The organism is Micromonospora sp. WMMD1082, assembly GCF_029626175.1.
GTDB lineage: Bacteria > Actinomycetota > Actinomycetes > Mycobacteriales > Micromonosporaceae > Micromonospora.
The window spans coordinates 5589948-5610187 of the sequence record NZ_JARUBM010000002.1 but is presented as its reverse complement, the minus strand read 5'-3'; the positions used below and the strand labels follow the sequence as shown (position 1 = coordinate 5610187).

The 20240-nt window shown below is 73.3% G+C and carries 20 protein-coding genes and 1 riboswitch; of the genes, 5 read left to right on the top strand and 15 right to left on the bottom strand.

Annotated features, from left to right (window positions below):
- Positions 1-135: 135 nt before the first annotated feature.
- Together O7615_RS25810 and O7615_RS25805 are read left to right on the top strand one after the other, a co-directional pair.
- Complete coding sequence (locus O7615_RS25810) at positions 136-705, top strand: DoxX family membrane protein (protein ID WP_278180376.1); 570 nt, start codon at positions 136-138, stop codon at positions 703-705.
- 273 nt (positions 706-978) lie between these two features.
- Positions 979-1359 carry an FKBP-type peptidyl-prolyl cis-trans isomerase gene (locus tag O7615_RS25805; protein WP_278180375.1) on the top strand — a complete coding sequence of 127 codons (381 nt, stop codon included), beginning with the start codon at positions 979-981 and terminating at the stop codon, positions 1357-1359.
- 312 nt (positions 1360-1671) lie between these two features.
- On the opposite strand, the gene O7615_RS25800 is transcribed toward O7615_RS25805, so the two are convergent.
- From O7615_RS25800 to pdhA, 5 genes are all read right to left on the bottom strand, one after another.
- The gene (locus O7615_RS25800) at positions 1672-2022 is read right to left on the bottom strand and encodes an STAS domain-containing protein (protein WP_278180374.1); all 351 of its coding nucleotides are present in this window, start codon (positions 2020-2022) and stop codon (positions 1672-1674) included.
- A gap of 367 nt (positions 2023-2389) precedes the next feature.
- A complete protein-coding gene (locus O7615_RS25795) occupies positions 2390-3649 on the bottom strand; it encodes an Ig-like domain-containing protein (RefSeq protein WP_278180373.1) in 1260 nt (419 codons plus the stop codon).
- 329 nt (positions 3650-3978) lie between these two features.
- Positions 3979-5523, bottom strand: coding sequence for a dihydrolipoamide acetyltransferase family protein (locus O7615_RS25790; RefSeq protein WP_278180372.1), 1545 nt, complete (start codon positions 5521-5523; stop codon positions 3979-3981).
- Entirely contained in the window at positions 5520-6536 is a 1017-nt protein-coding gene (locus O7615_RS25785) for an alpha-ketoacid dehydrogenase subunit beta (RefSeq protein ID WP_278180371.1), read from the bottom strand. Before O7615_RS25785 ends, O7615_RS25790 begins: the two co-directional genes overlap by 4 nt.
- Complete coding sequence (pdhA, locus tag O7615_RS25780; protein ID WP_278182233.1) at positions 6536-7741, bottom strand: pyruvate dehydrogenase (acetyl-transferring) E1 component subunit alpha; 1206 nt, start codon at positions 7739-7741, stop codon at positions 6536-6538. The genes O7615_RS25785 and pdhA overlap by 1 nt, the downstream gene beginning before the upstream one ends.
- Before the next feature lie 72 nt (positions 7742-7813).
- Here pdhA and O7615_RS25775 point away from each other — a divergent pair, with 72 nt between their 5' ends.
- Positions 7814-8320: an Lrp/AsnC family transcriptional regulator gene (locus O7615_RS25775; RefSeq protein ID WP_278180370.1), complete on the top strand. Its 507-nt coding sequence runs from the start codon at positions 7814-7816 to the stop codon at positions 8318-8320.
- A gap of 4 nt (positions 8321-8324) precedes the next feature.
- Here O7615_RS25775 and O7615_RS25770 read toward each other — a convergent pair whose 3' ends face one another.
- Positions 8325-9296: a DNA primase small subunit domain-containing protein gene (locus O7615_RS25770; RefSeq protein ID WP_278180369.1), complete on the bottom strand. Its 972-nt coding sequence runs from the start codon at positions 9294-9296 to the stop codon at positions 8325-8327.
- A gap of 10 nt (positions 9297-9306) precedes the next feature.
- Positions 9307-10149 (bottom strand): metallophosphoesterase, encoded by an 843-nt coding sequence (locus O7615_RS25765; RefSeq protein ID WP_278180368.1) that lies wholly within the window; start codon positions 10147-10149, stop codon positions 9307-9309.
- A gap of 87 nt (positions 10150-10236) precedes the next feature.
- Positions 10237-10326, top strand: a riboswitch (ZMP/ZTP riboswitch).
- Positions 10327-10344: 18 nt separating this feature from the next.
- On the opposite strand from O7615_RS25765, the gene O7615_RS25760 reads away from it, so the two are divergent.
- Positions 10345-11781, top strand: coding sequence for a glycine hydroxymethyltransferase (locus O7615_RS25760; protein WP_278180367.1), 1437 nt, complete (start codon positions 10345-10347; stop codon positions 11779-11781).
- Between the two features lie 66 nt (positions 11782-11847).
- Here O7615_RS25760 and O7615_RS25755 read toward each other — a convergent pair whose 3' ends face one another.
- Together O7615_RS25755 and O7615_RS25750 are read right to left on the bottom strand one after the other, a co-directional pair.
- Entirely contained in the window at positions 11848-12108 is a 261-nt protein-coding gene (locus O7615_RS25755; RefSeq protein ID WP_278180366.1) for a hypothetical protein, read from the bottom strand.
- A gap of 76 nt (positions 12109-12184) precedes the next feature.
- Entirely contained in the window at positions 12185-13288 is a 1104-nt protein-coding gene (locus O7615_RS25750) for an alpha-hydroxy acid oxidase (RefSeq protein ID WP_278182232.1), read from the bottom strand.
- Positions 13289-13661: 373 nt separating this feature from the next.
- Between O7615_RS25750 and O7615_RS25745 the strand changes: the two genes are divergently transcribed.
- Complete coding sequence (locus O7615_RS25745) at positions 13662-14600, top strand: exo-alpha-sialidase (RefSeq protein ID WP_278180365.1); 939 nt, start codon at positions 13662-13664, stop codon at positions 14598-14600.
- A gap of 319 nt (positions 14601-14919) precedes the next feature.
- Here O7615_RS25745 and O7615_RS25740 read toward each other — a convergent pair whose 3' ends face one another.
- Genes O7615_RS25740 through O7615_RS25715 form a run of 6 tightly spaced genes read right to left on the bottom strand, consistent with a single transcriptional unit; the run spans position 14920 to position 20238 of the window.
- Positions 14920-15231, bottom strand: coding sequence for an antibiotic biosynthesis monooxygenase family protein (locus O7615_RS25740; RefSeq protein WP_278180364.1), 312 nt, complete (start codon positions 15229-15231; stop codon positions 14920-14922).
- Positions 15231-16484, bottom strand: coding sequence for a beta-ketoacyl synthase N-terminal-like domain-containing protein (locus O7615_RS25735; RefSeq protein WP_278180363.1), 1254 nt, complete (start codon positions 16482-16484; stop codon positions 15231-15233). Before O7615_RS25735 ends, O7615_RS25740 begins: the two co-directional genes overlap by 1 nt.
- Positions 16481-17755 (bottom strand): beta-ketoacyl-[acyl-carrier-protein] synthase family protein, encoded by a 1275-nt coding sequence (locus O7615_RS25730; protein WP_278180362.1) that lies wholly within the window; start codon positions 17753-17755, stop codon positions 16481-16483. The genes O7615_RS25735 and O7615_RS25730 overlap by 4 nt, the downstream gene beginning before the upstream one ends.
- Complete coding sequence (locus O7615_RS25725) at positions 17752-18150, bottom strand: cupin domain-containing protein (RefSeq protein WP_278180361.1); 399 nt, start codon at positions 18148-18150, stop codon at positions 17752-17754. The genes O7615_RS25730 and O7615_RS25725 overlap by 4 nt, the downstream gene beginning before the upstream one ends.
- The gene (locus tag O7615_RS25720) at positions 18143-18862 is read right to left on the bottom strand and encodes an SRPBCC family protein (protein WP_278180360.1); all 720 of its coding nucleotides are present in this window, start codon (positions 18860-18862) and stop codon (positions 18143-18145) included. The genes O7615_RS25725 and O7615_RS25720 overlap by 8 nt, the downstream gene beginning before the upstream one ends.
- Positions 18859-20238, bottom strand: a complete 1380-nt coding sequence (locus O7615_RS25715; RefSeq protein WP_278180359.1) for an acetyl-CoA carboxylase biotin carboxylase subunit — start codon at positions 20236-20238, stop codon at positions 18859-18861. The genes O7615_RS25720 and O7615_RS25715 overlap by 4 nt, the downstream gene beginning before the upstream one ends.
- Positions 20239-20240 lie beyond the last annotated feature (2 nt).

The following is a 20240-nucleotide window of genomic DNA, read 5'->3' as shown; positions in this document are numbered from 1 at the left end:
GGGTTCGGGGAGGTCCCGGCGGACACGGGTCGAAGGTCCCGCCCGGTTACGGCCCGGTCGGCCCTGACCGCCGGCTCTCCCACGGCGTCCAATAGAAGTGCCACCGGGAGATGCGGTGCGAAGCAGAGAAGGGACGTGGACACGATGACCGCGATGATCGAGCGGAACACCGCCATCAAGACCCCGGGGGCCGAGACCGTCCGGGAGCAGACCACCCGGAAGCGGGCCACCCGTTACCTGCTCGCCGGGCTCCGCCTGGCGCTGGGCTGGGTCTTCCTCTGGGCCTTCCTGGACAAGATGTTCGGCCTGGGGTTCGCCACCGAGACGAAGAACGCCTGGATCAACGGGGGCAGCCCGACCGAGGGCTTCCTCACCTTCGGTGCCGCCGGCCCGTTCCAGGGCTTCTACAACGGCATCGCCGGAGCCGCCTGGGCAGACTGGCTGTTCATGATCGGGTTGGCGGCCATCGGTGCGGCACTGCTGCTCGGCGTCGGGGTGCGCATCGCCGCCGCGGCGGGTGGCCTGCTGCTGGTGCTGATGTGGACGGCCGTCCTGCCTCCGGCGAACAACCCCTTCATGGACGACCACCTCGTCTACGCCGGTGTGCTGGCCCTGCTCGCGGTGACCAACGCCGGTGACACCCTGGGCCTGGGCCGCACCTGGGCGCGGCTGCCGATCGTCCAGCGGTTCGGCTGGCTCCGCTGACCTGATCACCTCCCCCACGCGGCGGGCGTCACCCCAGGTGACGCCCGCCGCCCACCCCCACCCCCACCCCCACCGCGCCGATCTTGCACTTATGGTCGCCGTTACGAGCCCTTTGCGGCTTTTACGGCGACCATAAGTGCAAGATCGGCGGTTGGGGGGCGGCCTGCCTCGGTCTGGGGGCTGCCTCCGAGGTCACGGGCATGCCGTGATCCTGGCTGCCGTAAAGTCCGGCAGGATTGTGCCGACCGAGCCCGACGTCCCAGGAGAATCCGCATGAACCAGGCAGCGAGCAAGCCCGAGATCGGTCCGATCGAGGGCGCACCGCCGGCCGACCTCGTGGTCGAGGACATCACCGTGGGAGAGGGCCCCGAGGCCCAGCCCGGCCAGGTGGCCCGCGTCCACTACGTCGGGGTTTCGCACTCCACCGGCGCCGAGTTCGACGCCTCCTGGAACCGGGGTGAGGCGTTCGAGTTCCCGCTCGGCGGCGGGCGGGTCATCGCCGGCTGGGACCAGGGTGTGGTGGGGATGCGGGTCGGGGGCCGGCGCCGGCTGACCATCCCGCCGCACCTCGGCTACGGCAGCCGGGGAGCCGGTGGCGTCATCAAGCCCAACGAGACCCTGGTTTTCGTGGTCGACCTGCTCGGCGTCCGCTGATTACCGCGTCCGGCGCCGGCCCCCGTGCCCGGCGCCGGACGCATCAGCGGCAGCCACCCCCGTGCCACCGGCACGTCGAGCCCGGTGACGCGCCACCCACCGGACCCCCAGCGGCGGCCACCCGGCCCGCGCCCGCCGCGTCATCTACCGGTGCCGGCACCGCCCCGACGTCCGCCCCGACGCTGGCATCGGCCCGACGCTGGCATCGGGGCCCGGCTCCGGCGTCGGGCCGGCGCTGGCATCGCCCCGGCGCCGGCGTCGGTCCCGTCCGGCCTCATCCCCGTGCTGGCGTCTGTGCGGCGCGGAGCCGGGTCACGCCGCCGCGAGCACCCGCCCGGGTGCCGGGCCGACGACCGGGATGACCCGACGCAGGCCGGTGGCCCGAAGCACCCGCTCCACCACGGGCGGCGGGTCGACCAGCACCAGGTCGCCGCCCTGGGACCGCACCCACAGCCGGGCCGCCACCAGCGTGCGCACCCCGGCCGCGGAGAGCAGCCGGACACCGGAGAGATCCACCCGCAGCTCCGGCCGGGCGGGGGCCGCCCACAGGGCGGCGCGGAACGCGCCGACGGTGGCGATGTCAATCACACCGACCGCGCGAACGCACACCGCGTCGTCGGACACGCTGGTCTCGACGTGGAACCGCTCCTCGCGCTCTCGCATGAAACGAACCTATCCCTCGCCACCGACACATCCACCCCACCGAAGGGCGGTTCCGGGTAAGCCCAGGGCATGACCCGCAGGCGCGGCGCGTCCACCCTAGGGACGATCCCCCGGGGACGCGGGACGCGGGACACGGGCGAGATCGCCGCGATCCAACGCCACGCACGCAAACACGACCCAACCCGGCAAACACGACCCGACCCGCCACACAAGCACGACCTGGCCCAGTAAGCACGAGGCCGACCCGGCAAGCGCGAGGCCGGCCCGGCTCGCGAGTCACGGCCGGCCGGGCCGGGGACCGCTCCGCAGCGCCCATGGGGTCACGCCGGGCCGACCCACGACGGGCGGCCCGGCGCGTACGATCCGGTCAGCCGCCGCTGGTGGACGGCTGTGGTTCCGGCGAGCCACCGGCCACCGCGCCCGGGTCCGGCGCCTGGGTCGGCGTCGGCCGCAGACCTGCGGGCACGGGTAGCGCGCTGCCCTTGGCGAACTGGTCCCAGCTGACGTTCCAGGCAGTCCAGCCGTTGCCTTCGTTGAGCTCGACCTCGGTGCCCTTGACGGTCACCAGGTCGCCGACCTGGGTGACGCCCATCAGCCAGTCCGCGTTGGCGGCGGAGAGGTTAGTGCAGCCGTGCGACACGTTGGTGTACCCCTGGTCCCCCTCCGACCAGGGCGCGCCGTGGATGAACTCGCCGCCCCAGGTGAGCCGCTGCGCGTCCTCGACGTCGACGACGTACGGATCGGCCGAGCCTCGCGTGTCGAACGTGGTGAACTCGTGTTTCTCCATGATCACCATCTTGCCGCTGGAGGTCGGTGTGCTCGGCTTGCCGAGGCTGACCGGCAGCTTGCGCAACAGCTTGCCGTCCCGGATCACCGACATCTGCTTGGTCTCGTTGTCGATCTCCAACTCGACCTGGCGGCCGATCTTCGAGGTCGCGCGCCGGTCGGCGTCACCGACGTTCTCCTTGCCGATCGGTAGGCCCTCCAGCGCCGAGCGGACGCTGATCGTCGTGTCGGGTCGCCAGAAATCGGGCGCCCGGTAATAGACCTGACTACCGTCGGACACCCAGGACCAGGTGCCCGGCTGCGGCGGATCCGTCTTCACGAACAGACGGCGTTGCACATCTGCCCTGGCCTCTTTCGGAATTGGTGGGTCGAAGGAGACGGTCACCGGCATCGCCGTCCCGTACGTCCGCTCACCGGCAAAATACAGGACGCTGGTGATCGCCGGTTTAGACGATTTCGGCTGAGTCGTGAAGGTGGTCCTTCGAGTGACCGTTTTTCCGGAGTCGCTGGTCGCGGTGACCTCCGCGGTGTAGGTCCGCTTCGGCTCCAACGGCCGGCTCGGCACCCAACCCGTACCGTCCTCGCGCGGCTCCGCCGCCACGGTCGCACCCTTGTCGTCGGTGATCCGTACATCGGTGACCCGACCGTGCTTGACGGCGGTGCCGATCTCGCCGCTGATCGGCACGTCGCGCGTGCCCTCGGCCGGCGTCACGGCCAGCTCCGGGTTGGCCCGCGCCTCGGCCGGCTGCCCCGACTTGCGGTCGCTGGTGCAGGCGCCCAGCGCCAGCGGTGCCGCTGCGACGCTCACCGCCAACAGCGTCAGTCGCCGCCTCAACATCATGATGCGTCCCCCCGTTTATCGCCGCTTCCTCCGCCCACATTCTCCCTGGCTCGGCGCCGTCGTTTTCGCAGTTTCCAGCAAGAGCGGCAGCATTGGAGCCCGGTTATTTCTCCGTTATCGCGCCACGACGAACGAGGAATAGCGACTGGCGACGCGACGGGCGAAATCCGGCAGGCGACGGCGCACGAACCCATCTCGACCTCTTGGCGGTCACCCGGTCCGCATGTCACACGAACCGCCGAGAGGATGAAAAAACGATCGCGGGGTTCGCGTCCGGACTTTCGGCCGAGGGCCGGACGCGAACCCGCGATCGACGCGAGGGGAGGGTGTCAGACGGCGGCGATCAGCAACGCGGGCCGCTCCACGCAGTCCGCGACGTGCCGTAGGAAGCCACCGGCCACGCCGCCGTCGCAGACCCGGTGGTCGAAGGTGAGGCTGAGCTGCGTCACCTTGCGGACCGCGAGTTGGCCGTCGACGACCCACGGCTTGTCCACGATGCGGCCCACGCCGAGCAACGCCGCCTCGGGGTGATTGATGATCGGGGTCGAGCCGTCGACACCGAACACCCCGTAGTTGTTCAGCGTGAAGGTGCCTCCGGTGAGCCGGGCCGGCGGCAGTTCGCCGGCGCGGGCCGCCGCCGTGGTGGTCGCGAGTTCGGCGGCCAGTTCCGCGGTGGTGAGCCGCTCGGCGTCGCGCAGCACCGGCACCACCAGGCCACGGTCGGTCTGGGCGGCGATGCCCAGGTGCACCCCGGCGGACTGGATGATCCGCTGCCCCTCGGTGTCGACCCGGGCATTGAGTTGCGGGTAGCGGCGCAGTCCGGACAGGCAGATCCGGGCGAGCAGGGCCAGGATGCTCACCGGCCGCTCCGGGCTGGCGGCGTTGATCGCGGCCCGGGTCTCCAGCAGCGCGGTGGCGTCGGCGTCCACCCAGATGGTCACCTCGGGGATCTCCCGCCGGCTGCGGGAGAGCTTCTCCGCGATCGTCCGGCGGATGCCGGTCAGCGGGATAACGACGTCCTGCGTACCCGCCGGAGCCGGCCCGGCGTGCCCCGACTGCCGCGTTTGCCCGGCCGCGAGCGGGTCCGCCACCGGCTGCTCCGCGCCCACCGGGAGCCCGGCCACCGTGGTCGGCGTACCGGCCCGGCTCGCATCGGAGGTGAGCCGGGCCGCCGCCTCCACGTCGGCCCGGCGGACCACGCCGCCGGGGCCGCTGCCGCGCAGCGCGCGCAGATCCACCCCGTGCTCGCGGGCCAGCCGCCGCACGATCGGCGAGATCACCAGCGCCGGCACCGGTCCGGCCTCCGGCGGGACGGATACCGTCGCCACCGGACCGGGCGCGACCGCTGGAACAGGCGCGACCACCGGACCGACCGCCGGGTCGGACGCGACCGACGCCGGGGCGGGTGGGGTGGTCTGCGGGTGGGGGGTGGTCGGGGCGCCGTCCGCCGTCGACACGGGCGCCAGCCGGGGCCGGCGGCGCCGCCGGGAGCCGCCGTGTCCGGTGCCGTACCCGATCAGGACGTTCCCGGAGCCGGCGCGCTCCTCCTCGCGGTACACGGCGTGCCCGACCGGTTCAGCCCCGCCCCCACCGGTCCCGGCCGCACCGGCGGCAGCGGAGACACCGGCGGCGATCGGCTCGGCGACGGTGATCAGTGGCTGGCCCACCGGGCGTACCTCGCCCTGGGCGCCGTGCAGGGCGACGACCCGGCCGGCGTACGGGCAGGGCACGTCCACGACGGCCTTGGCGGTCTCGACCTCGACCACGGTCTGGTCCACCGTGACGGTGTCGCCGACCGCGACCCGCCACTGCACGATCTCCGCCTCGGTCAGCCCCTCACCGAGGTCGGGCAGGAGGAAGGTGCGCTCGGTCATGCCGCGCTGCCCTCGGTCGACCAGCGTGGGTCCGGCTGGTCGTCCCACTGCAACCGGGCCACCGCGTCCAGCACGCGGTCGACCGAGGGTAGGTGGGTGTGCTCCAGCATCGGCGCCGGGTACGGGATGTCCAGCCCGGAGACCCGCAGCACCGGCGCGTGCAGGGCGTGGAAGCAGCGCTCCTGCACCCGGGCGGCGATCTCCGCGCCGACACCGGCGAAGCCCTGCGCCTCCTGCACCACCACGCACCGTCCGGTACGCCGGACCGAGGCGGCGACCGTGGCGTCGTCGAACGGCACGATGGTGCGTACGTCGACCACCTCAAGATCCCAGCCCTCCTCGCGGGCGGCGTCGGCGGCCTCCAGTGCGACCGGGACCGCCGGGCCGTACGCGACCAGGGTGGCGTCGCGCCCGGCCCGGCGTACGACCGCCCGACCGAACGGCTCGGTCCGCGCCGGCAGGGCGGTCTCGGCGCCGGCGAAGTAGAGCTTCTTCGGCTCCATGAAGACCACCGGGTCGGGGTCGTCGATCGCCTCCCGCAGCAGCGAGTACGCGTCGTCGACGGTCGCCGGGGTGACCACCTTCAGGCCGGGGGTGTGCGCGTAGTACGCCTCGGAGGAGTCGCAGTGGTGCTCCACGCCACCGATCCCACCGGCGTACGGAACCCGGATCACCATGGGCACGCTGAGCGCGCCTCGGGTGCGGTTGCGCAGCTTCGCCACGTGCGAGGCGATCTGCTCGAACGCCGGGTACGCGAACGCGTCGAACTGCATCTCGACCACCGGGCGCAGCCCGGACATGGCCAGCCCGACGGCGAACCCGACGATGCCGGCCTCCGCGAGGGGCGTGTCGAAGCAGCGCTTGTCACCGAACCGGGCCTGCAGCCCGTCGGTGATCCGGAAGACCCCGCCGAGCTGGCCGACGTCCTCGCCGAAGACGAGCACCCGCTCGTCGTCGAGCATCGCGTCGGCGAGCGCGGCGTTGAGGGCCTTCGCCATGGTCATGGTGGCCATCAGGCGTCCTCCTCCGCGGCGGCGGCCAGTTCGGCGCGTACCTGCTCGCGCTGCTCCACCAGTTGCGGGGTAGGCTGGGCGTAGACGTGGTCGAAGAGGCTGAGCGGGTCGACCGTGGGCTGGCCGTTCATCCGGTCACGCAGCCGCGCGGCGTACGCCTCGGCCTGCTCGGCGAACTCGGCGACGGCCGCGTCGTCGAGCGCCGCCCGCCCGCGCAGGTAGGTCTCCAACCGGGTGAGCGGGTCACGGTCGCGCCACGCCTCGACCTCGTCGGCGTCGCGGTAGCGCGTCGCGTCGTCGGCGTTGGTGTGCGGCTCCATCCGGTAGGTGTGCGCCTCCACCAGGAACGGCCCCTTCCCGGCCCGGGCGTGCGCCACCGCCCGGTTGAGCACGGCGAGCACGGCCACCGGGTCGTTGCCGTCGACCTGCTCGCTGGGCACGCCGTAGCCGACGCCCTTGTAGGCGAGCGACGGCGCGGCGGTCTGCCGGGACAGCGGGACGCTGATCGCGTACCGGTTGTTCTGCACGAAGTAGACGACCGGCGCCTTGAACACGGCGGCGAAGTTGACCCCCTCGTGGAAGTCGCCCTCGCTGGTGGCGCCGTCGCCGATGTAGACCAGCGCCACGGTGTCGCGCCCCTGGTACGACTCGCCGTAGGCCAGACCGGCGGCGTGCACGCACTGGGTGGCGAGCGGGGTGCACTGCGGGGCGGTCCGCCGGGCCGCCGGGTCGTAGCCGCAGTGCCAGTCGCCGCGCAGCAGCGTGAGCACCTCGACCGGGTCGATGCCACGGGCGGTCAGCGCCATCGACTCGCGGTAGGTGGGGAAGACCCAGTCGTCGTCGCGCAGCGCGAGCACGCCGCCGACCTGGCAGGCCTCCTGGCCACGGGAGGACGGGTAGACGGCGAGCCGGCCCTGCTTGGTCAGCGCGGTGGCCTGCGCGTCGAAGCGCCGGCCGACCACCATCCGCCGGTACATCTCGCGCAGCGCCTCGACCGGCGGCTCGGGATAGTCGGCGCGGGGCGGCCGCAGGGTGCCGTCCGGGTTCAGCAACCGCACCGGCTCGGCCTGGGGCAGCAGGCCGGCGGAGGGATCGGGCGCGGCCGGAGCGGCCGGGGTGCCCGGCCGCTTGCGCGGTGATGCCCTGCGGGCCGCCTGGGGGGTGGTCGTCACGGCGGGGACCTCCTGGACGTGTGGTGGCCCTATGCTCCTGCGGTTGGATGATTGACTCAAGATTCCCGGCAAACGCGGGACGGACGGCACTCAGGAGAGGTGACGATGAGCCAGGAAGCCGCCGAAGGGCCGGACCGACCGGGCGGAACGGGACGTTCGGCAGTCGCCCTCGACGAGGTGGACCGGCGCATCCTCGACGAGCTGACCCGCGACGGGCGGATCTCCATCCGGGCCCTCGCCGAGCGGGTGCACGTCTCGCGCACCAACGCGTACGCCCGCGTGGAGCGGCTGGTGCGCGACGGCGTGGTCACCGGCTTCGCCGCCCGGGTCGCGCCGGAGGCGGCCGGCCTGGGCACCTCGGCGTACATCGCGCTGACGATCAGGCAGAACACCTGGCGCGAGGTGTCGGCGGAGCTGGCCCGGGTGCGCTACGTCGAGCACGTGGCGCTGCTCAGCGGCGAGCACGACGTGCTCGCGCTGGTGCGGGCGCCGGACAACGCCACGCTGCGGGACGTGGTGCTGGACCGGGTGCAGCGCATCTCCGGGGTGCTCGCCACCCGCAGCTGGCTGGTCTTCGAGGAGTACGACGGGGTACGCAGCCCGTGGGCGTGACGGCTCAGCGCTCGGGTGGGGACTCCAGGCCCTCCCGGTCGGCCAGCTCCAGCAGCGGGTCCAGCGGGAAGCGTCGCTCGTCCAGGCCCGCGTGCGGGTCGCCCCGGTCGGCGAAGCGACCCGGCATGGTGGTCACGTCGAAGTCCTCCGGCCGGGCGTCGTCCAGCTCGGCCCAGTCCAGCGGCGCGGAGACCAGCGCGGCGGGCGTCGGGCGGATCGAGTACGCCGAGGTCATCGTGTGGTCCCGGGCCATCTGGTTGTAGTCGACGAAGACCGGCCGGTCGCGCTGCTCCCGCCACCAGGTGGTGGTGACCAGGTCCGGGCGGCGCCGCTGCATCTCGCGGCCCAGCGCCAGCACGGCCCGGCGGCAGTCGCCGAAGCTCCACCGTGGCTCGATGGGGACATAGACGTGCAGGCCACGCCCGCCGGTGGTCTTCGGATAGCCGACCAGGCCCAGCTCGTCGAGGAAGGCGTGCACCTCGTGCGCCACCGGCACCACCCGGTCGAATCCGACCCCGGGCAGCGGGTCCAGGTCGATGCGCAGCTGATCCGGCCGCTCGACGTCGGCCCGGGTCACCGGCCAGGGATGGAAGCGCAGCGTACCCAGGTTGACCGCCCAGATCACCACCGCCAGCTCGGCCGACGCGACCTCGTCGGCCGTCCGGCCGCTGGGGAAGGTGATGTGCGCGGTGCCCACCCAGTCCGGCGCGCCCGCCGGCACCCGCTTCTGGTAGAACGCGTCGCCCCGGTTGCTCTGCCGGGTGGCGATGGTCGCGCCCTCGAAGACCCCCCGGGGCCACCGTTCCAGCATGGTCGGCCGATCCCGCAACGCGCGCAGGATGCCGTCGCCGACGGCGAGGTAGTAGCGCACCACGTCGAGCTTGGTCAGGCCGCGCTCGGGGAAGTACGGCTTGTCCGGGCTGGAGACGCGGACCGTCCGCCGCCCCACCCGGATCTCCTCGGCCGCCGTCGCCACACCTGAGAGGTTACGACGGGACCGGCAGGATCCGGCGCCACGCCGGTGGCGTCGCCCGTGGCCGCCACTCCCTCGGGTATCCCACCGACACCTCCTCGAAGCGCACCCCGTCGTAGGAGGTGGTACGGGGGATGTGCAGGTGACCGTAGACCACCACGGCGGCGCGGAAGCGTCGGTGCCAGTCGGCCGTGGCCTCCGTACCGCACCACTGCGCGAAGATCGGGTACCGCAGTACCCGGGTCGGTTCCCGCACCAGCGGCCAGTGGTTGACCAGCACGGTCGGCAGGTCGTCGGGCCGCTCGGCCAGCCGCCGCGCGGTCTCGGCGACCCGTCGGGCGCACCACGCCGACCGGCTCCGGTACGGGTCGGGGTGCAGCAGGAACTCGTCGGTGCAGACGATGCCCGTACGGTACGCCTCGGCCAGCGCCGCCTGCGGCGTGTCCAGCCCGTCCGGCCGCCAGCTGTAGTCGTAGAGCAGGAACAGCGGCGCCACCAGCACCGGCCCGCCGGGCCCGCGCCAGATCGGGTACGGGTCCTCCGGGGTCAGCACGCCGAGGCGCCGGCACAGCTCGACCAGGTGACGGTAGCGGTCCACCCCGCGCAGCCGCACCGGATCCGACTGCGGGGTCCACAGCTCGTGGTTGCCGGGCGCCCAGAGCACGGTGCCGAAGCGACGCTTCAGCGTGGTCAGCGCCCACTCGATGTCGGCCACGGTGTCACCGACATCGCCGGCGACCAGCAGCCAGTCGTCCGGGGAGTCGGGACGCAGCGCCTCGACGATCGCGCGGTTGGCCGGGTGGCCGACGTGCAGATCGCTGATCGCGAGCAGGCTTCCCCCACCCCGGGCCGTCATGCGCCGATCGTAGGCGGGTCGGCCAGCGGTGGCGAGATGCCCACCCGGCCAGTGCCCGAGGCGCCGGGCGTCGGAGCCGGTAGGATCGGCGGGGGCCGTGACTGGCGCGTGGGGATGGAGCACCATCGGGAAGCGGCCCCGTCATGAGGACGCACGCCGAGCGCCTGGGCCTTCCGCACGTCACCTGGAGGTCGCATGTCCCGCAACGCCGAGTCCACCGCCTTCCGCAGCGCCCTGGAGGTGATCCGTGGCGTCGAGCCGCGGGTGGCCGAGGCGATCGGGGCGGAGCTGGCCGACCAGCGCGAGTCGCTCAAGCTGATCGCCAGTGAGAACTACGCCTCCCCGGCCACCCTGCTGGCCATGGGCAACTGGCTCAGCGACAAGTACGCCGAGGGCACCGTCGGGCGCCGATTCTACGCCGGCTGCCAGAACGTGGACACCGTCGAGGCGCTCGCCGCCGAGCACGCCCGGGAGCTGTTCGGCGCGGCACACGCGTACGTGCAGCCGCACTCGGGGATCGACGCCAACCTGGTGGCGTTCTGGGCGATCCTGGCCGACCGGGTGGAGGCCCCCGCGCTGAAGCGGGCGCAGGCCCGGCACGTCAACGACCTGACCGAGCAGGACTGGTTCGCGCTGCGGCGCGAGCTGGGCGACCAGCGGATGCTCGGCATGTCGCTGGACACCGGCGGTCACCTCACCCACGGCTTCCGGCCGAACATCTCGGGCAAGATGTTCGACCAGCGCAGCTACGGCACCGACCCGGCCACCGGGCTGATCGACTACGACCGGGTCGCCGAGGCGGCCCGCGAGTTCCGGCCGCTGGTGCTGGTCGCCGGCTACTCGGCGTACCCCCGGAAGGTCAACTTCCGGATCATGCGGGAGATCGCCGACTCCGTCGGCGCCACCTTCATGGTGGACATGGCCCACTTCGCGGGCCTGGTCGCCGGGAAGGTGTTCACCGGCGACTTCGACCCGGTGCCGCACGCGCACATCGTCACCACCACCACCCACAAGTCGCTGCGCGGCCCGCGCGGTGGCCTGGTGCTGTGCGGCCCGGAGCTGGCCGATCAGGTCGACCGGGGCTGCCCGATGGTGCTCGGCGGCCCACTGCCGCACGTGATGGCCGCCAAGGCCGTCGCCCTGGCCGAGGCCCGCCGGCCCGACTTCGCCGACTACGCCGGGCGCATCGTCGACAACGCCCAGGCGCTGGCCGAGGGCCTGCTGCGCCGGGGCGCCACGCTGGTCACCGGCGGCACCGACAACCACCTGGTGCTCATCGACGTGACCGGCTACGGCCTGACCGGCCGGCAGGCGGAGCAGGCGCTGCTGGACTCGGGCATCGTCACCAACCGCAACGCGGTGCCGCAGGACCCCAACGGCGCCTGGTACACCTCCGGCATCCGGATCGGCACGCCGGCGCTGACCACCCGCGGGCTCGGCACGGCGGAGATGGACACCACCGCCGAGCTGATCCACACCGTGCTCAGCCAGACCGGCGCCGGGGCGAACCCGGACGGCACGGCCTCCAAGGCGAAGTACGTGCTCGACCCCGCCCTCGCCGACAAGATCGGTCGCCAGGCCAGCGAGCTGCTCGCGGGTTTCCCGCTCTACCCGAGCGTCGACCTGGGCTGACCCGCCCCGGTGCCGGGCCGGCGTCCGGCCCGGCACCGCCCGCGCGGTTCACCGGCGCGGTCCGGGTCAGGAGAGCGGGCGCTTGAGGTGGTAGCGGTGCACCTCGGTGCTGCCCTGCACGTTGTTGACGTCCTCGGCCGCCGAGACCAGTTCCCAGCCCTCCCGCCCGGCGAGGTTCAGGTGCGCGATGGCGGTGTCGCCGTACGCCGTGATGTCCTTGCGGGATCCGTCGGGGCCGTACCAGACGAACGTGACATGGAAATTGCGGCCCTGTCCCTGGTACCGGCGGACCAGCAGGGCGTACTCCCAGGCAACCATGCCGCCCATTATGACCGTCCACCCAGGACCACGGCAGGGTGGCTGTCACAGATTGCCGAGCGGTGAACGCGATGTGTCCCTCCCCCTATCCCAGGGCCACGGTGCGCAGCTCACGGGCGGCGGCCGGGTCGGCGCAGCCGGCCAGGGCCAGCGCGTCGCGCAGTTCGTCGGCGAGCAGGGCCAGCGCGGCCCGCGCACCGGCCTGCCCGCCCACCGCCAGGGCCCAGAGCATCGGCCTGCCGACCAGCACCCCGTCGGCACCCAGGGCCAGCGCGCGCAGCACGTCGACGCCGCCCCGGATCCCGCTGTCCAGCAGCACCTCGCAGCGGTCGCCGACGGCCGCGACCACCTCGGGCAGCATGGTGACGCTGGCCGGCACCCCGTCGAGCTGCCGCCCACCGTGGTTGGACACCACCACGGCCCGCGCGCCCGCCTCCACGGCCCGGACCGCGTCGGCCGGATCGAGGACGCCCTTGACGATCAGGGGCAGGTCGCAGTGCTCGCCCAGCCACCGCAGGTCCGTCCAGCGCAGCGCCGGCGCGAAGGCCGTGCCGCCGCGCGCGGGCATCGGGGTGACGCCCGGCGTACCGCCGTGGGCGAGGTCGTCCCGGCCGCCCGGCAGGTTCGCCGCGACCAGCTCGGGGGGCAGCCGGAAGGCGTTGCGCACGTCCCGCAGGCGCCGGCCGAGCACCGGCACGTCCACCGTGACCACCAACGCCCGGCAGCCCGCGTCGCGGACCCGCCCCAGCAGGTCGGCGACCAGGCCCCGGTCGCGCAGCCAGTACAGCTGGAACCAGACCTCGGCACCGGTGGCCGTGACCTGCTCGATCGGTGTGCTGCCGAGGATGCTGGCCAGGTACGGCACCTCCGCGGCGCGGGCGGCGGCGGCCAGCGCCGGCTCGCCGTCGGGATGCACCAACCGCTGGTACGCCATCGGCGCCACGCCCACCGGCATCGCGTACGCGCGCCCGAGCAGTCGGGTGCGCAGGCTGGGGGTGTCCACGCCGGTCAGCACTCTCGGCAACACACCGACCCGATCGAGGGCGGCACGGTTGTGCCCGAGGGTGATCTCGCTGCCGCCACCCCCGTCGACGTAGTCCCAGACCTGGGCCGACAACACCGTCCGGGCGAGGTCGGCGAAGTCGGCCAGGCAGACGGGGCTGGGCGTGATCTCCATGGTCTCCACCATCGCCGACCCGTGACGTGTGGCGCCAGCGCCGCACGGCACCTCCCGGGTCCTGAGCGCGGCCATCTGGCGTACCGTCGGGAGATGGCCACGTGAGACGACGTACGGCGGATCGCGCTCGGTCTGCCCGAGACCAGCTTGCGGCCCTCGACTTTGATCGACGCGCGAAGATCTGCACAACTTCGGGGATGTTGCTGCCTCAACTCCCTGCGAGGCAGCAGTATCAGGGATGTTGCGCGGATCATGAACACGGGCGGGACGACGACGTGCCCCGCGGCAGGGATCATCCTTACGGTCGCTCGGCGCGGCGCGGGTTTGTTCGCTGTTCGTTCGTCCGCCATATCGGCGTCGCCGGGGGCGGGTACCGTTCCCGCCCGTGATCAGCCGTACGGCGACCGCCGAGGTACGCGCGCTGCGCCGCATCGGCGACGCCGCCGCGCACAGCGCCTTCACCGACCTGGTCCGGCACGCCGGGGCCTGGTTCTGCGCCTTCCGGGAGGGTCGGTCCCACCTGTCCGACGACGGTGCCCTGCGGGTGCTCACCTCCCCCGACGGCCGCGACTGGCGGCCGGCGGCGCTGCTCACCCGACCCGACGCGGACCTGCGCGACCCGCGCTTCGTGACCCGCCCCGACGGCCGGCTGCAACTGCTCGCCGCCGCCGCGACCGGCGGCGCGCAGAAGCGGTTCCACACCGTCGCCTGGCTCAGCGACGACGGGCACCGGTGGGCGGGCCCGCAACCGGTCGGCGAACCGGGAGTCTGGGTCTGGCAGGCCGCGTGGCACGGCGACGTGATGTACGGCGTCGGCTACGCCACCCGGGAGCCGAGGTTCGCCCGCCTCTACCGCAGCGAGGACGGCCTGGACCTGCGCCCGGTCGTGCGGACGCTGTTCGACGGTGGCTACCCGAACGAGTCGGGACTGGTCTTCGACCCGGACGGCACCGCCACCTGCCTGCTGCGCCGCGACGGCGACCCGGCCAGCGCCCAGCTCGGCCGGGCCCGACCGCCGTACCGCGAGTGGACCTGGACCGACCTCGGGGTCAGGGTGGGCGGGCCGGCGCTGTGCCGGCTGCCCGACGGCTCACTCGTCGCCGGGGTGCGCCTGCACGACGGTGCGGTGCGCACCGCGGTCTGCGCGGTGGACGTGACCCAGGGACGGCTACGCGAGCTGGTGGCGCTCCCCTCGGGCGGCGACTGCAGCTACCCCGGCCTGGTGTGGCACGACGACCGGCTCTGGGTCAGCTACTACTCCTCGCACGAGGGTCGCAGCTGCGTCTACCTCGCCGAGGTGACGCTCACCCCGTTCCAGGTCTGACCCGGCCTCGACCAGCGAGAACAACGGGCCGGTCATGGGATCGCCACCGTTCACCACCCAACGTCCGTGCGGGAGCGGAGCCGCCCGCGGGTCGCGTGCTCGGAGCACTGCGGGCACCCTACGGCAGCGACGATGCGCGCTACCACCTGCAAAGGGACGGACGATAAAGGGCGGCCGGCGGGATTGTCGGCGCGCTCTCCGAAGGGCATGATCGGAACCGTGTGTCAACTGTCGGTGAGCATCAGCTGACCCCCCGTGAGCCGGGGCCGTGAGCCGAAGTCGTGAGCCGAGTTCGTTTAGCCGGGGCCGCGAGCCGGGGTCAGGCCGGGACCGGCGTCTGGGCGTGGATGTGGAAGCGCAGCGAGCGGGCGTCGGTGAAGCACTCCCGCATCGGCCGGACCAGCTCGCGGTGCTCCGGGCTGCGTTCCCACGCCTCGAAGTCGGCCAGACTGGCCCACTCGCTGGTGATGAGCCACTGCTCCGGGTCGGTCGACGAGCGGCACACCTGGTCGACCAGGTGGCCCGGCACGCCGCCGGCGACCAGGTGCCGGACCGCCTCGTACGCCCGCAGGAAGTCCTCGGTGCGCTCGTCGGGCACCCGTACCAGGAAAACCACGCGTCCTCGCGTCATCACCGCTCCCGTCCCTCCGGTGGTGCCCCGCGCAGCACCAGCGCACTGTTGAAGCCGTCGAATCCCCGGGCGCAGACCAGCGCCACCCGGGTACGCGGGCGCCGGGACGCCCGCAGGAAACCCAGTTCACAGCCCTCGGCCACGGTGTCCGGGCCGGCCGAGGCGGGCAGTGTGTCGTGCGCGAAGGCGAGCAGGGCGGTGGCCACGTCCAGCGCCGAACCGCCCTGGTGCGCCCGCCCGGTCAGTTCCTTGTGGGTGCTCACCGGCGGCACGAGACCGCCGAACGCCGCGCGCAACGCGGTCGCCTCGGCCCGGTCGTAGCGGGGCACTCCGAGGGCGTCGGGGACCACCACGTCCACATCGGCCGGTTCCACCCCGGCCCGGCCCAGGGCCAACCGCATCGCCCGGGCGTACTGGTGCGGGTCACCGGCGCCCTCGGCCGAGGTGTGCACGGCGTCGTGGGTGGCGCCCCAGCCGGTCACCTCGCCGTAGATCCGGGCACCCCGGGCGGTCGCGTGCGTCAGTTCCTCGACCACGAAGACCGCGCCGCCCTCGGCCGGCAGGTAGCCGCTGGCGGTCGCGTCGAACGGTCGGTAGGCCCGCTGCGGATCGGGCACCTCGCTGAGCAGGCCGGAGCGCAGCTGGCAGGCCAACGCGTACGGGCTCAGTGGGCACTCGGTCGCCCCGGCGAGCACCACCGAGGCACCGCGCCGCACGGTCCGCACCGCGTGGGCGAGACTGTCCAGGCCGCCGGCCGACTCGGCCACCAGCACGCCGCACGGGCCCTTCGCCTGGTGCCGGATGGACAGCTGCCCGACGCTGGCCGCGTAGAACCAGGCGATCGACTGGTACGCCCCGACGGTGCGCGTCGGCGACGACCAGAGCCGCTGCAGCTCCCGCTGGCCGAAGAGGTTGCCGCCGGAGGAACTGGCCAGGGTCACCGCCCAGCCGTACGGGTCGGTGGCCCGCTCCGGCAGGCCCGCGTCGGCCAGTGCCAGGGTGGTGGCGGCGAACCCGAGATGGGTCCAGCGGTCGGTCTGCACCAGGGCCCGGTTGTCGGCGTACCGGGCCGGGTAGAAGTCGGCCACCTCGCCGCCGAGCCGGGTCGGGTAGCCGGTCGCGTCGAACAGGGTGATCGGGCCGGTACGGCGCCGGCCGGACAGCACCGTACGCCAGTGTGCCGGCGCGCCGACGCCGCTGGGCGCGACCACCCCGACGCCGGTCACCACCGCCCTGCGTGGCCGCTCGGTCATGCCGGCACGTCCCGGGTCAACCGGCGGAACAGCATGGCCGACTGGAAGCCGCCGAAGCCGCTGCCCACCGAGAGCGCCACGTCCACCGGCACCTCCCGGGCCTCGTTGGGCACGTAGTCCAGGTCGCACTCCGGATCCCGGGTGGCCCAGTTGGCGGTCGGCGGCACCACTCCGAACTCGATGGCCAGCGCGCAGGCGGCCATCTCGATGGCACCGATGGCGCCGAGCGAGTGCCCCACCATGGACTTGATCGAGCTGACCGGCACCCGGTACGCGGCCGTACCGAGCGACCGCTTGAAGGCGGCCGTCTCGTGCCGGTCGTTCTGCCGGGTGCCGGAGCCGTGTGCGCTGATGTAGGAGACGCTCTCGGGTGCCAGCCTGGCCTGCCTCAGCGCGTCGGTGATGGCCAGCCCCATCTCCAGCCCGTCCGGGCGCAGCCCGGTCATGTGGTAGCCGTTGCTGCGGCTGGCGTAGCCGGCCACCTCGCAGTAGACGTGCGCGCCGCGCCGCCGGGCGTGCCCGGCCTCCTCCAGCACCAGCACCGCCGCCCCCTCGGCCAGCACGAAGCCGTGCCGGTCGGCGTCGAAGGGGCGGGAGGCGTGCGCCGGGTCGTCGTTGTCCGGGCTGGTGGCCTTGATGGCGTCGAAGGAGGCGACGGTGACCGGGGAGATGGGCGAGTCGGCGGCGCCGGCGAGGACGATGTCCGCCTCGCCGTCGACGACGAGCTGGTGGGCGTAGCCGATGGCGTCGATGCCGGAGGTGCAGCCGGTGGAGACGACCTGCGCCGGGCCGTGCAGGCCGTGCCGGCAGGCCACGTCGGCGGCCAGGCTGCTGGGCACCAGCGCCGGGTAGAGGTACGGTCCGCCGAGCGCGGTGTCGACCAGCCAGCGCCGGCCGCTGTCGCTGACCGTCACGTACTCCTGTTCCAGCGCCATGGTGCCGCCGACGGCGGTGCCGAGCACGACACCGGCGCGGTCCCGCTCGGCGTCGGTGAGTTCCAGCCCGCTGTCGGCGACGGCCTCGGCGGCGCAGGCCAGCGCGAACTGCACGTACCGGTCGGCGCGCTGCCGCTGCGTCGGACTCAGCCCGGCGGCGTCCGGGTCGAAGTCGCATTCGGCGGCGATCTGGGACCGGAACGGTGCCGGGTCGAAGAAGCTGATCCGCCGGGTCGCCGTCCGCCCCTCGGTGATGCTCTTCCAGAACCGGTCCCGGGTGACACCGCCGGGGGCCACCACCCCGACGCCGGTGACCACGGTGCGCCGGGCGGTCACGACCCGTCCCGCTGCTCGACCAGCTCGGTGTCGACGTGGCCGAGTTCCGGCCGTGGGGCCAGCGGCCCGAGATGGAAGACCACCTCGGCGGGCAGGTGGCCGGTGTTGCGCAGCCGGTGCCGGACGTTGCGGGCCACGAAGAGCGCCTCGCCGGCGGCCAGTGACACCGGCTCGTCGTCCAGGTCGACGGTGATCGCGCCCCGGGCGAGGTAGAGGAACTCCTCGCTGTAGGGGTGGTAGTGCTCCGCGATCCGCTCGCCCGGCGCCATGGTGGCCACGCCCATGAACCCCGAGGTGCTGCCCACCGTACGCGGGCCGAGCAGGACGCGCAGTTCGCCGCCGCGGCGGCGGTCGGCGGGCACGTCCCGGGCGGCCACCAGGGCGAGGTCACTCATCGCCGGCTCCCGCCCGCTCGCGGGCCAGCCGCTCGATGCGGTCCTTGATCACGGCCAGCTGCACCACGCTGTTGGTGTTGATCCGCTCGGTCATCCCGGCGTTGTCCACCGGTGCGGTCGGCTGCATGGCGAAGTCCTGCACCCAGGTCATCCGGACGCCGTCGGGCTCCTCGGCGTAGGTCCAGTGGATCCGCATGTACTCGAACGGTCCGGTCTCCACCCGGCGGGCCCGCACCTGGCGGCTGACCGGGTCGGCGGTGCGCTCGCTGACCCAGCTCCAGGCCACCCCGAACTCGTCCGGATGCATGGTGAGCCGGAACCGGACGGTGTCGCCGTCGCGGTCGAGGATCTCGGCCTGGGCGTACTCGGTGAACAGGTCGGGCCAGCCCGCGACGTCGTTGGTGACCGACCAGACCAGCTCCAGCGGCGCGGCGATGACGATGCTGTTCTCGGTGTGCCCGGCCGGGTCGGCGCGCCGGGCGACCAGGTCGGCCACGGCGGGGATGCTCAGCTGGGCCGCCTGCTCCGGGATGCTCACCTGCCACCGGTCGGTGACCACGGCGGAGAGTTCGAGCAGCGCGAGCGAGTCCATGCCCAGCTCCTCCAGGGAGGCGGCCGGCGCGCGGGCGGCGGCCGCCGGATCCAGCCCGCAGTTGGTCACCAGGATGGCGGTGATCTCCGCGGTCAGGGAGCGGTGGTCGATGACGGTCATCGTTTCCTCCTGGGATGTGCGGGGGGCGGTGCGGCGATCAGTCGGTCGACCAGGCCGGTGGAGTAGGTCCCCTTGCGGAAGTCGGCGTCGTCGAGCACCCGGCGGACGAACGGGATGGTGGTGCGGACCCCGGGGCCGGAGATCTCGAACTCGCCGAGCGCGCGTTCCAGCCGGCTCAGCGCCAGGTCGCGGTCCGGCGCCCAGACCGCGACCTTGGCCAGCAGCGAGTCGTAGTACGGCCCCACCAGGTAGCCGGTGTGGCCGTGGGTGTCGACCCGGGTGAACGGGCCACCGGGTGGCACGAACCGGTCCAGCCGACCGGGGGTGGGGGCGAAGTCGCGGTCCGGATCCTCCACGTTGACCCGGCACTCGACCGCCACCCCGGTGAACCGGACGTCCTGCTGGCGCCAGCGCAGCGGCGTGCCGGCGGCGATGTGGAACTGCTCGTGGACCAGGTCGATTCCCGTGATCATCTCGGTCACCGGGTGCTCCACCTGGATCCGGCAGTTGATCTCCAGGAAGTGGAACCGTTCCTCGGCGTCCACCAGGAACTCCACCGTCCCGGCACCGGTGAAGCCCACGTCGAGCGCGCCGCGCAGGGCGGCCTGCGCGATCGCGTCCAGCGTCGGCCGGGACAGCCCCGGGGCGGGCGCCTCCTCGACCAGCTTCTGGTGCCGGCGCTGCACCGAGCAGTCCCGGGTGCCCAGGTGCACGCCGTTGCCGTGGGAGTCGCAGAGCAACTGGACCTCGACGTGCCGGGCGTCGGTCAGGTACCGCTCGACGTAGACCCGGTCGTCGCCGAAGGCGGCCTGGGCGGCGGCGCGGGTACGCGCGTACGCCCGGGGCAGGTCCGCCGGGGCGCGGACCACGGTCATCCCCCGCCCACCGCCCCCGGCCGCCGCCTTGACGATGACCGGGTAGCCCACCTCGGCGGCCACCGCCGCGGCCTCGGCCGCCGTCGGCACCGGCTGCACCGCGCCGGGCGCCAGGGGCAGCCCGGCGCGGCTCATCAACGCCCGGGCGGAGGACTTGTCCGCCAGCACGGACATCACGTGCGGCGGCGGGCCGACGAAGGTCAGTCCGTTGTCCGCGCAGATCTCCGCGAAGTCGGCGTCCTCGGAGAGGAAGCCGTAGCCGGGATGCACCGCCTGCGCACCGACCCGGCGGGCCGCCTCCACCACGGCGGCGACGTTGAGGTAGCTGCGTCGGCTGGCCGAGGGACCGATCCGGACGGCCTCGTCGGCCAACCGCACCGCCGCCGAGTCGGCGTCCGCCGAGGAGTAGACCACGGCGGTACGGATGCCCAGCTCGCGGCAGGCCCGCAGGATGCGCAGCGCGATCTCGCCACGGTTGGCGATCAGCACCTTGGAGAACATCG

Bases quoted from the DNA above. Each gene is read 5' to 3' on its own strand.
- O7615_RS25805 (WP_278180375.1), top strand. From the start codon at position 979: ATGAACCAGGCAGCGAGCAAGCCCGAGATCGGTCCGATCGAGGGCGCA.
- O7615_RS25800 (WP_278180374.1), bottom strand. From the start codon at position 2,022: ATGCGAGAGCGCGAGGAGCGGTTCCACGTCGAGACCAGCGTGTCCGAC.
- O7615_RS25795 (WP_278180373.1), bottom strand. From the start codon at position 3,649: ATGATGTTGAGGCGGCGACTGACGCTGTTGGCGGTGAGCGTCGCAGCG.
- O7615_RS25790 (WP_278180372.1), bottom strand. From the start codon at position 5,523: ATGACCGAGCGCACCTTCCTCCTGCCCGACCTCGGTGAGGGGCTGACC.
- O7615_RS25785 (WP_278180371.1), bottom strand. From the start codon at position 6,536: ATGGCCACCATGACCATGGCGAAGGCCCTCAACGCCGCGCTCGCCGAC.
- O7615_RS25775 (WP_278180370.1), top strand. From the start codon at position 7,814: ATGAGCCAGGAAGCCGCCGAAGGGCCGGACCGACCGGGCGGAACGGGA.
- O7615_RS25765 (WP_278180368.1), bottom strand. From the start codon at position 10,149: ATGACGGCCCGGGGTGGGGGAAGCCTGCTCGCGATCAGCGATCTGCAC.
- O7615_RS25760 (WP_278180367.1), top strand. From the start codon at position 10,345: ATGTCCCGCAACGCCGAGTCCACCGCCTTCCGCAGCGCCCTGGAGGTG.
- O7615_RS25755 (WP_278180366.1), bottom strand. From the start codon at position 12,108: ATGGGCGGCATGGTTGCCTGGGAGTACGCCCTGCTGGTCCGCCGGTAC.
- O7615_RS25750 (WP_278182232.1), bottom strand. From the start codon at position 13,288: ATGGTGGAGACCATGGAGATCACGCCCAGCCCCGTCTGCCTGGCCGAC.
- O7615_RS25740 (WP_278180364.1), bottom strand. From the start codon at position 15,231: ATGACGCGAGGACGCGTGGTTTTCCTGGTACGGGTGCCCGACGAGCGC.
- O7615_RS25735 (WP_278180363.1), bottom strand. From the start codon at position 16,484: ATGACCGAGCGGCCACGCAGGGCGGTGGTGACCGGCGTCGGGGTGGTC.
- O7615_RS25725 (WP_278180361.1), bottom strand. From the start codon at position 18,150: ATGAGTGACCTCGCCCTGGTGGCCGCCCGGGACGTGCCCGCCGACCGC.
- O7615_RS25720 (WP_278180360.1), bottom strand. From the start codon at position 18,862: ATGACCGTCATCGACCACCGCTCCCTGACCGCGGAGATCACCGCCATC.
- O7615_RS25715 (WP_278180359.1), bottom strand. From the start codon at position 20,238: ATGTTCTCCAAGGTGCTGATCGCCAACCGTGGCGAGATCGCGCTGCGC.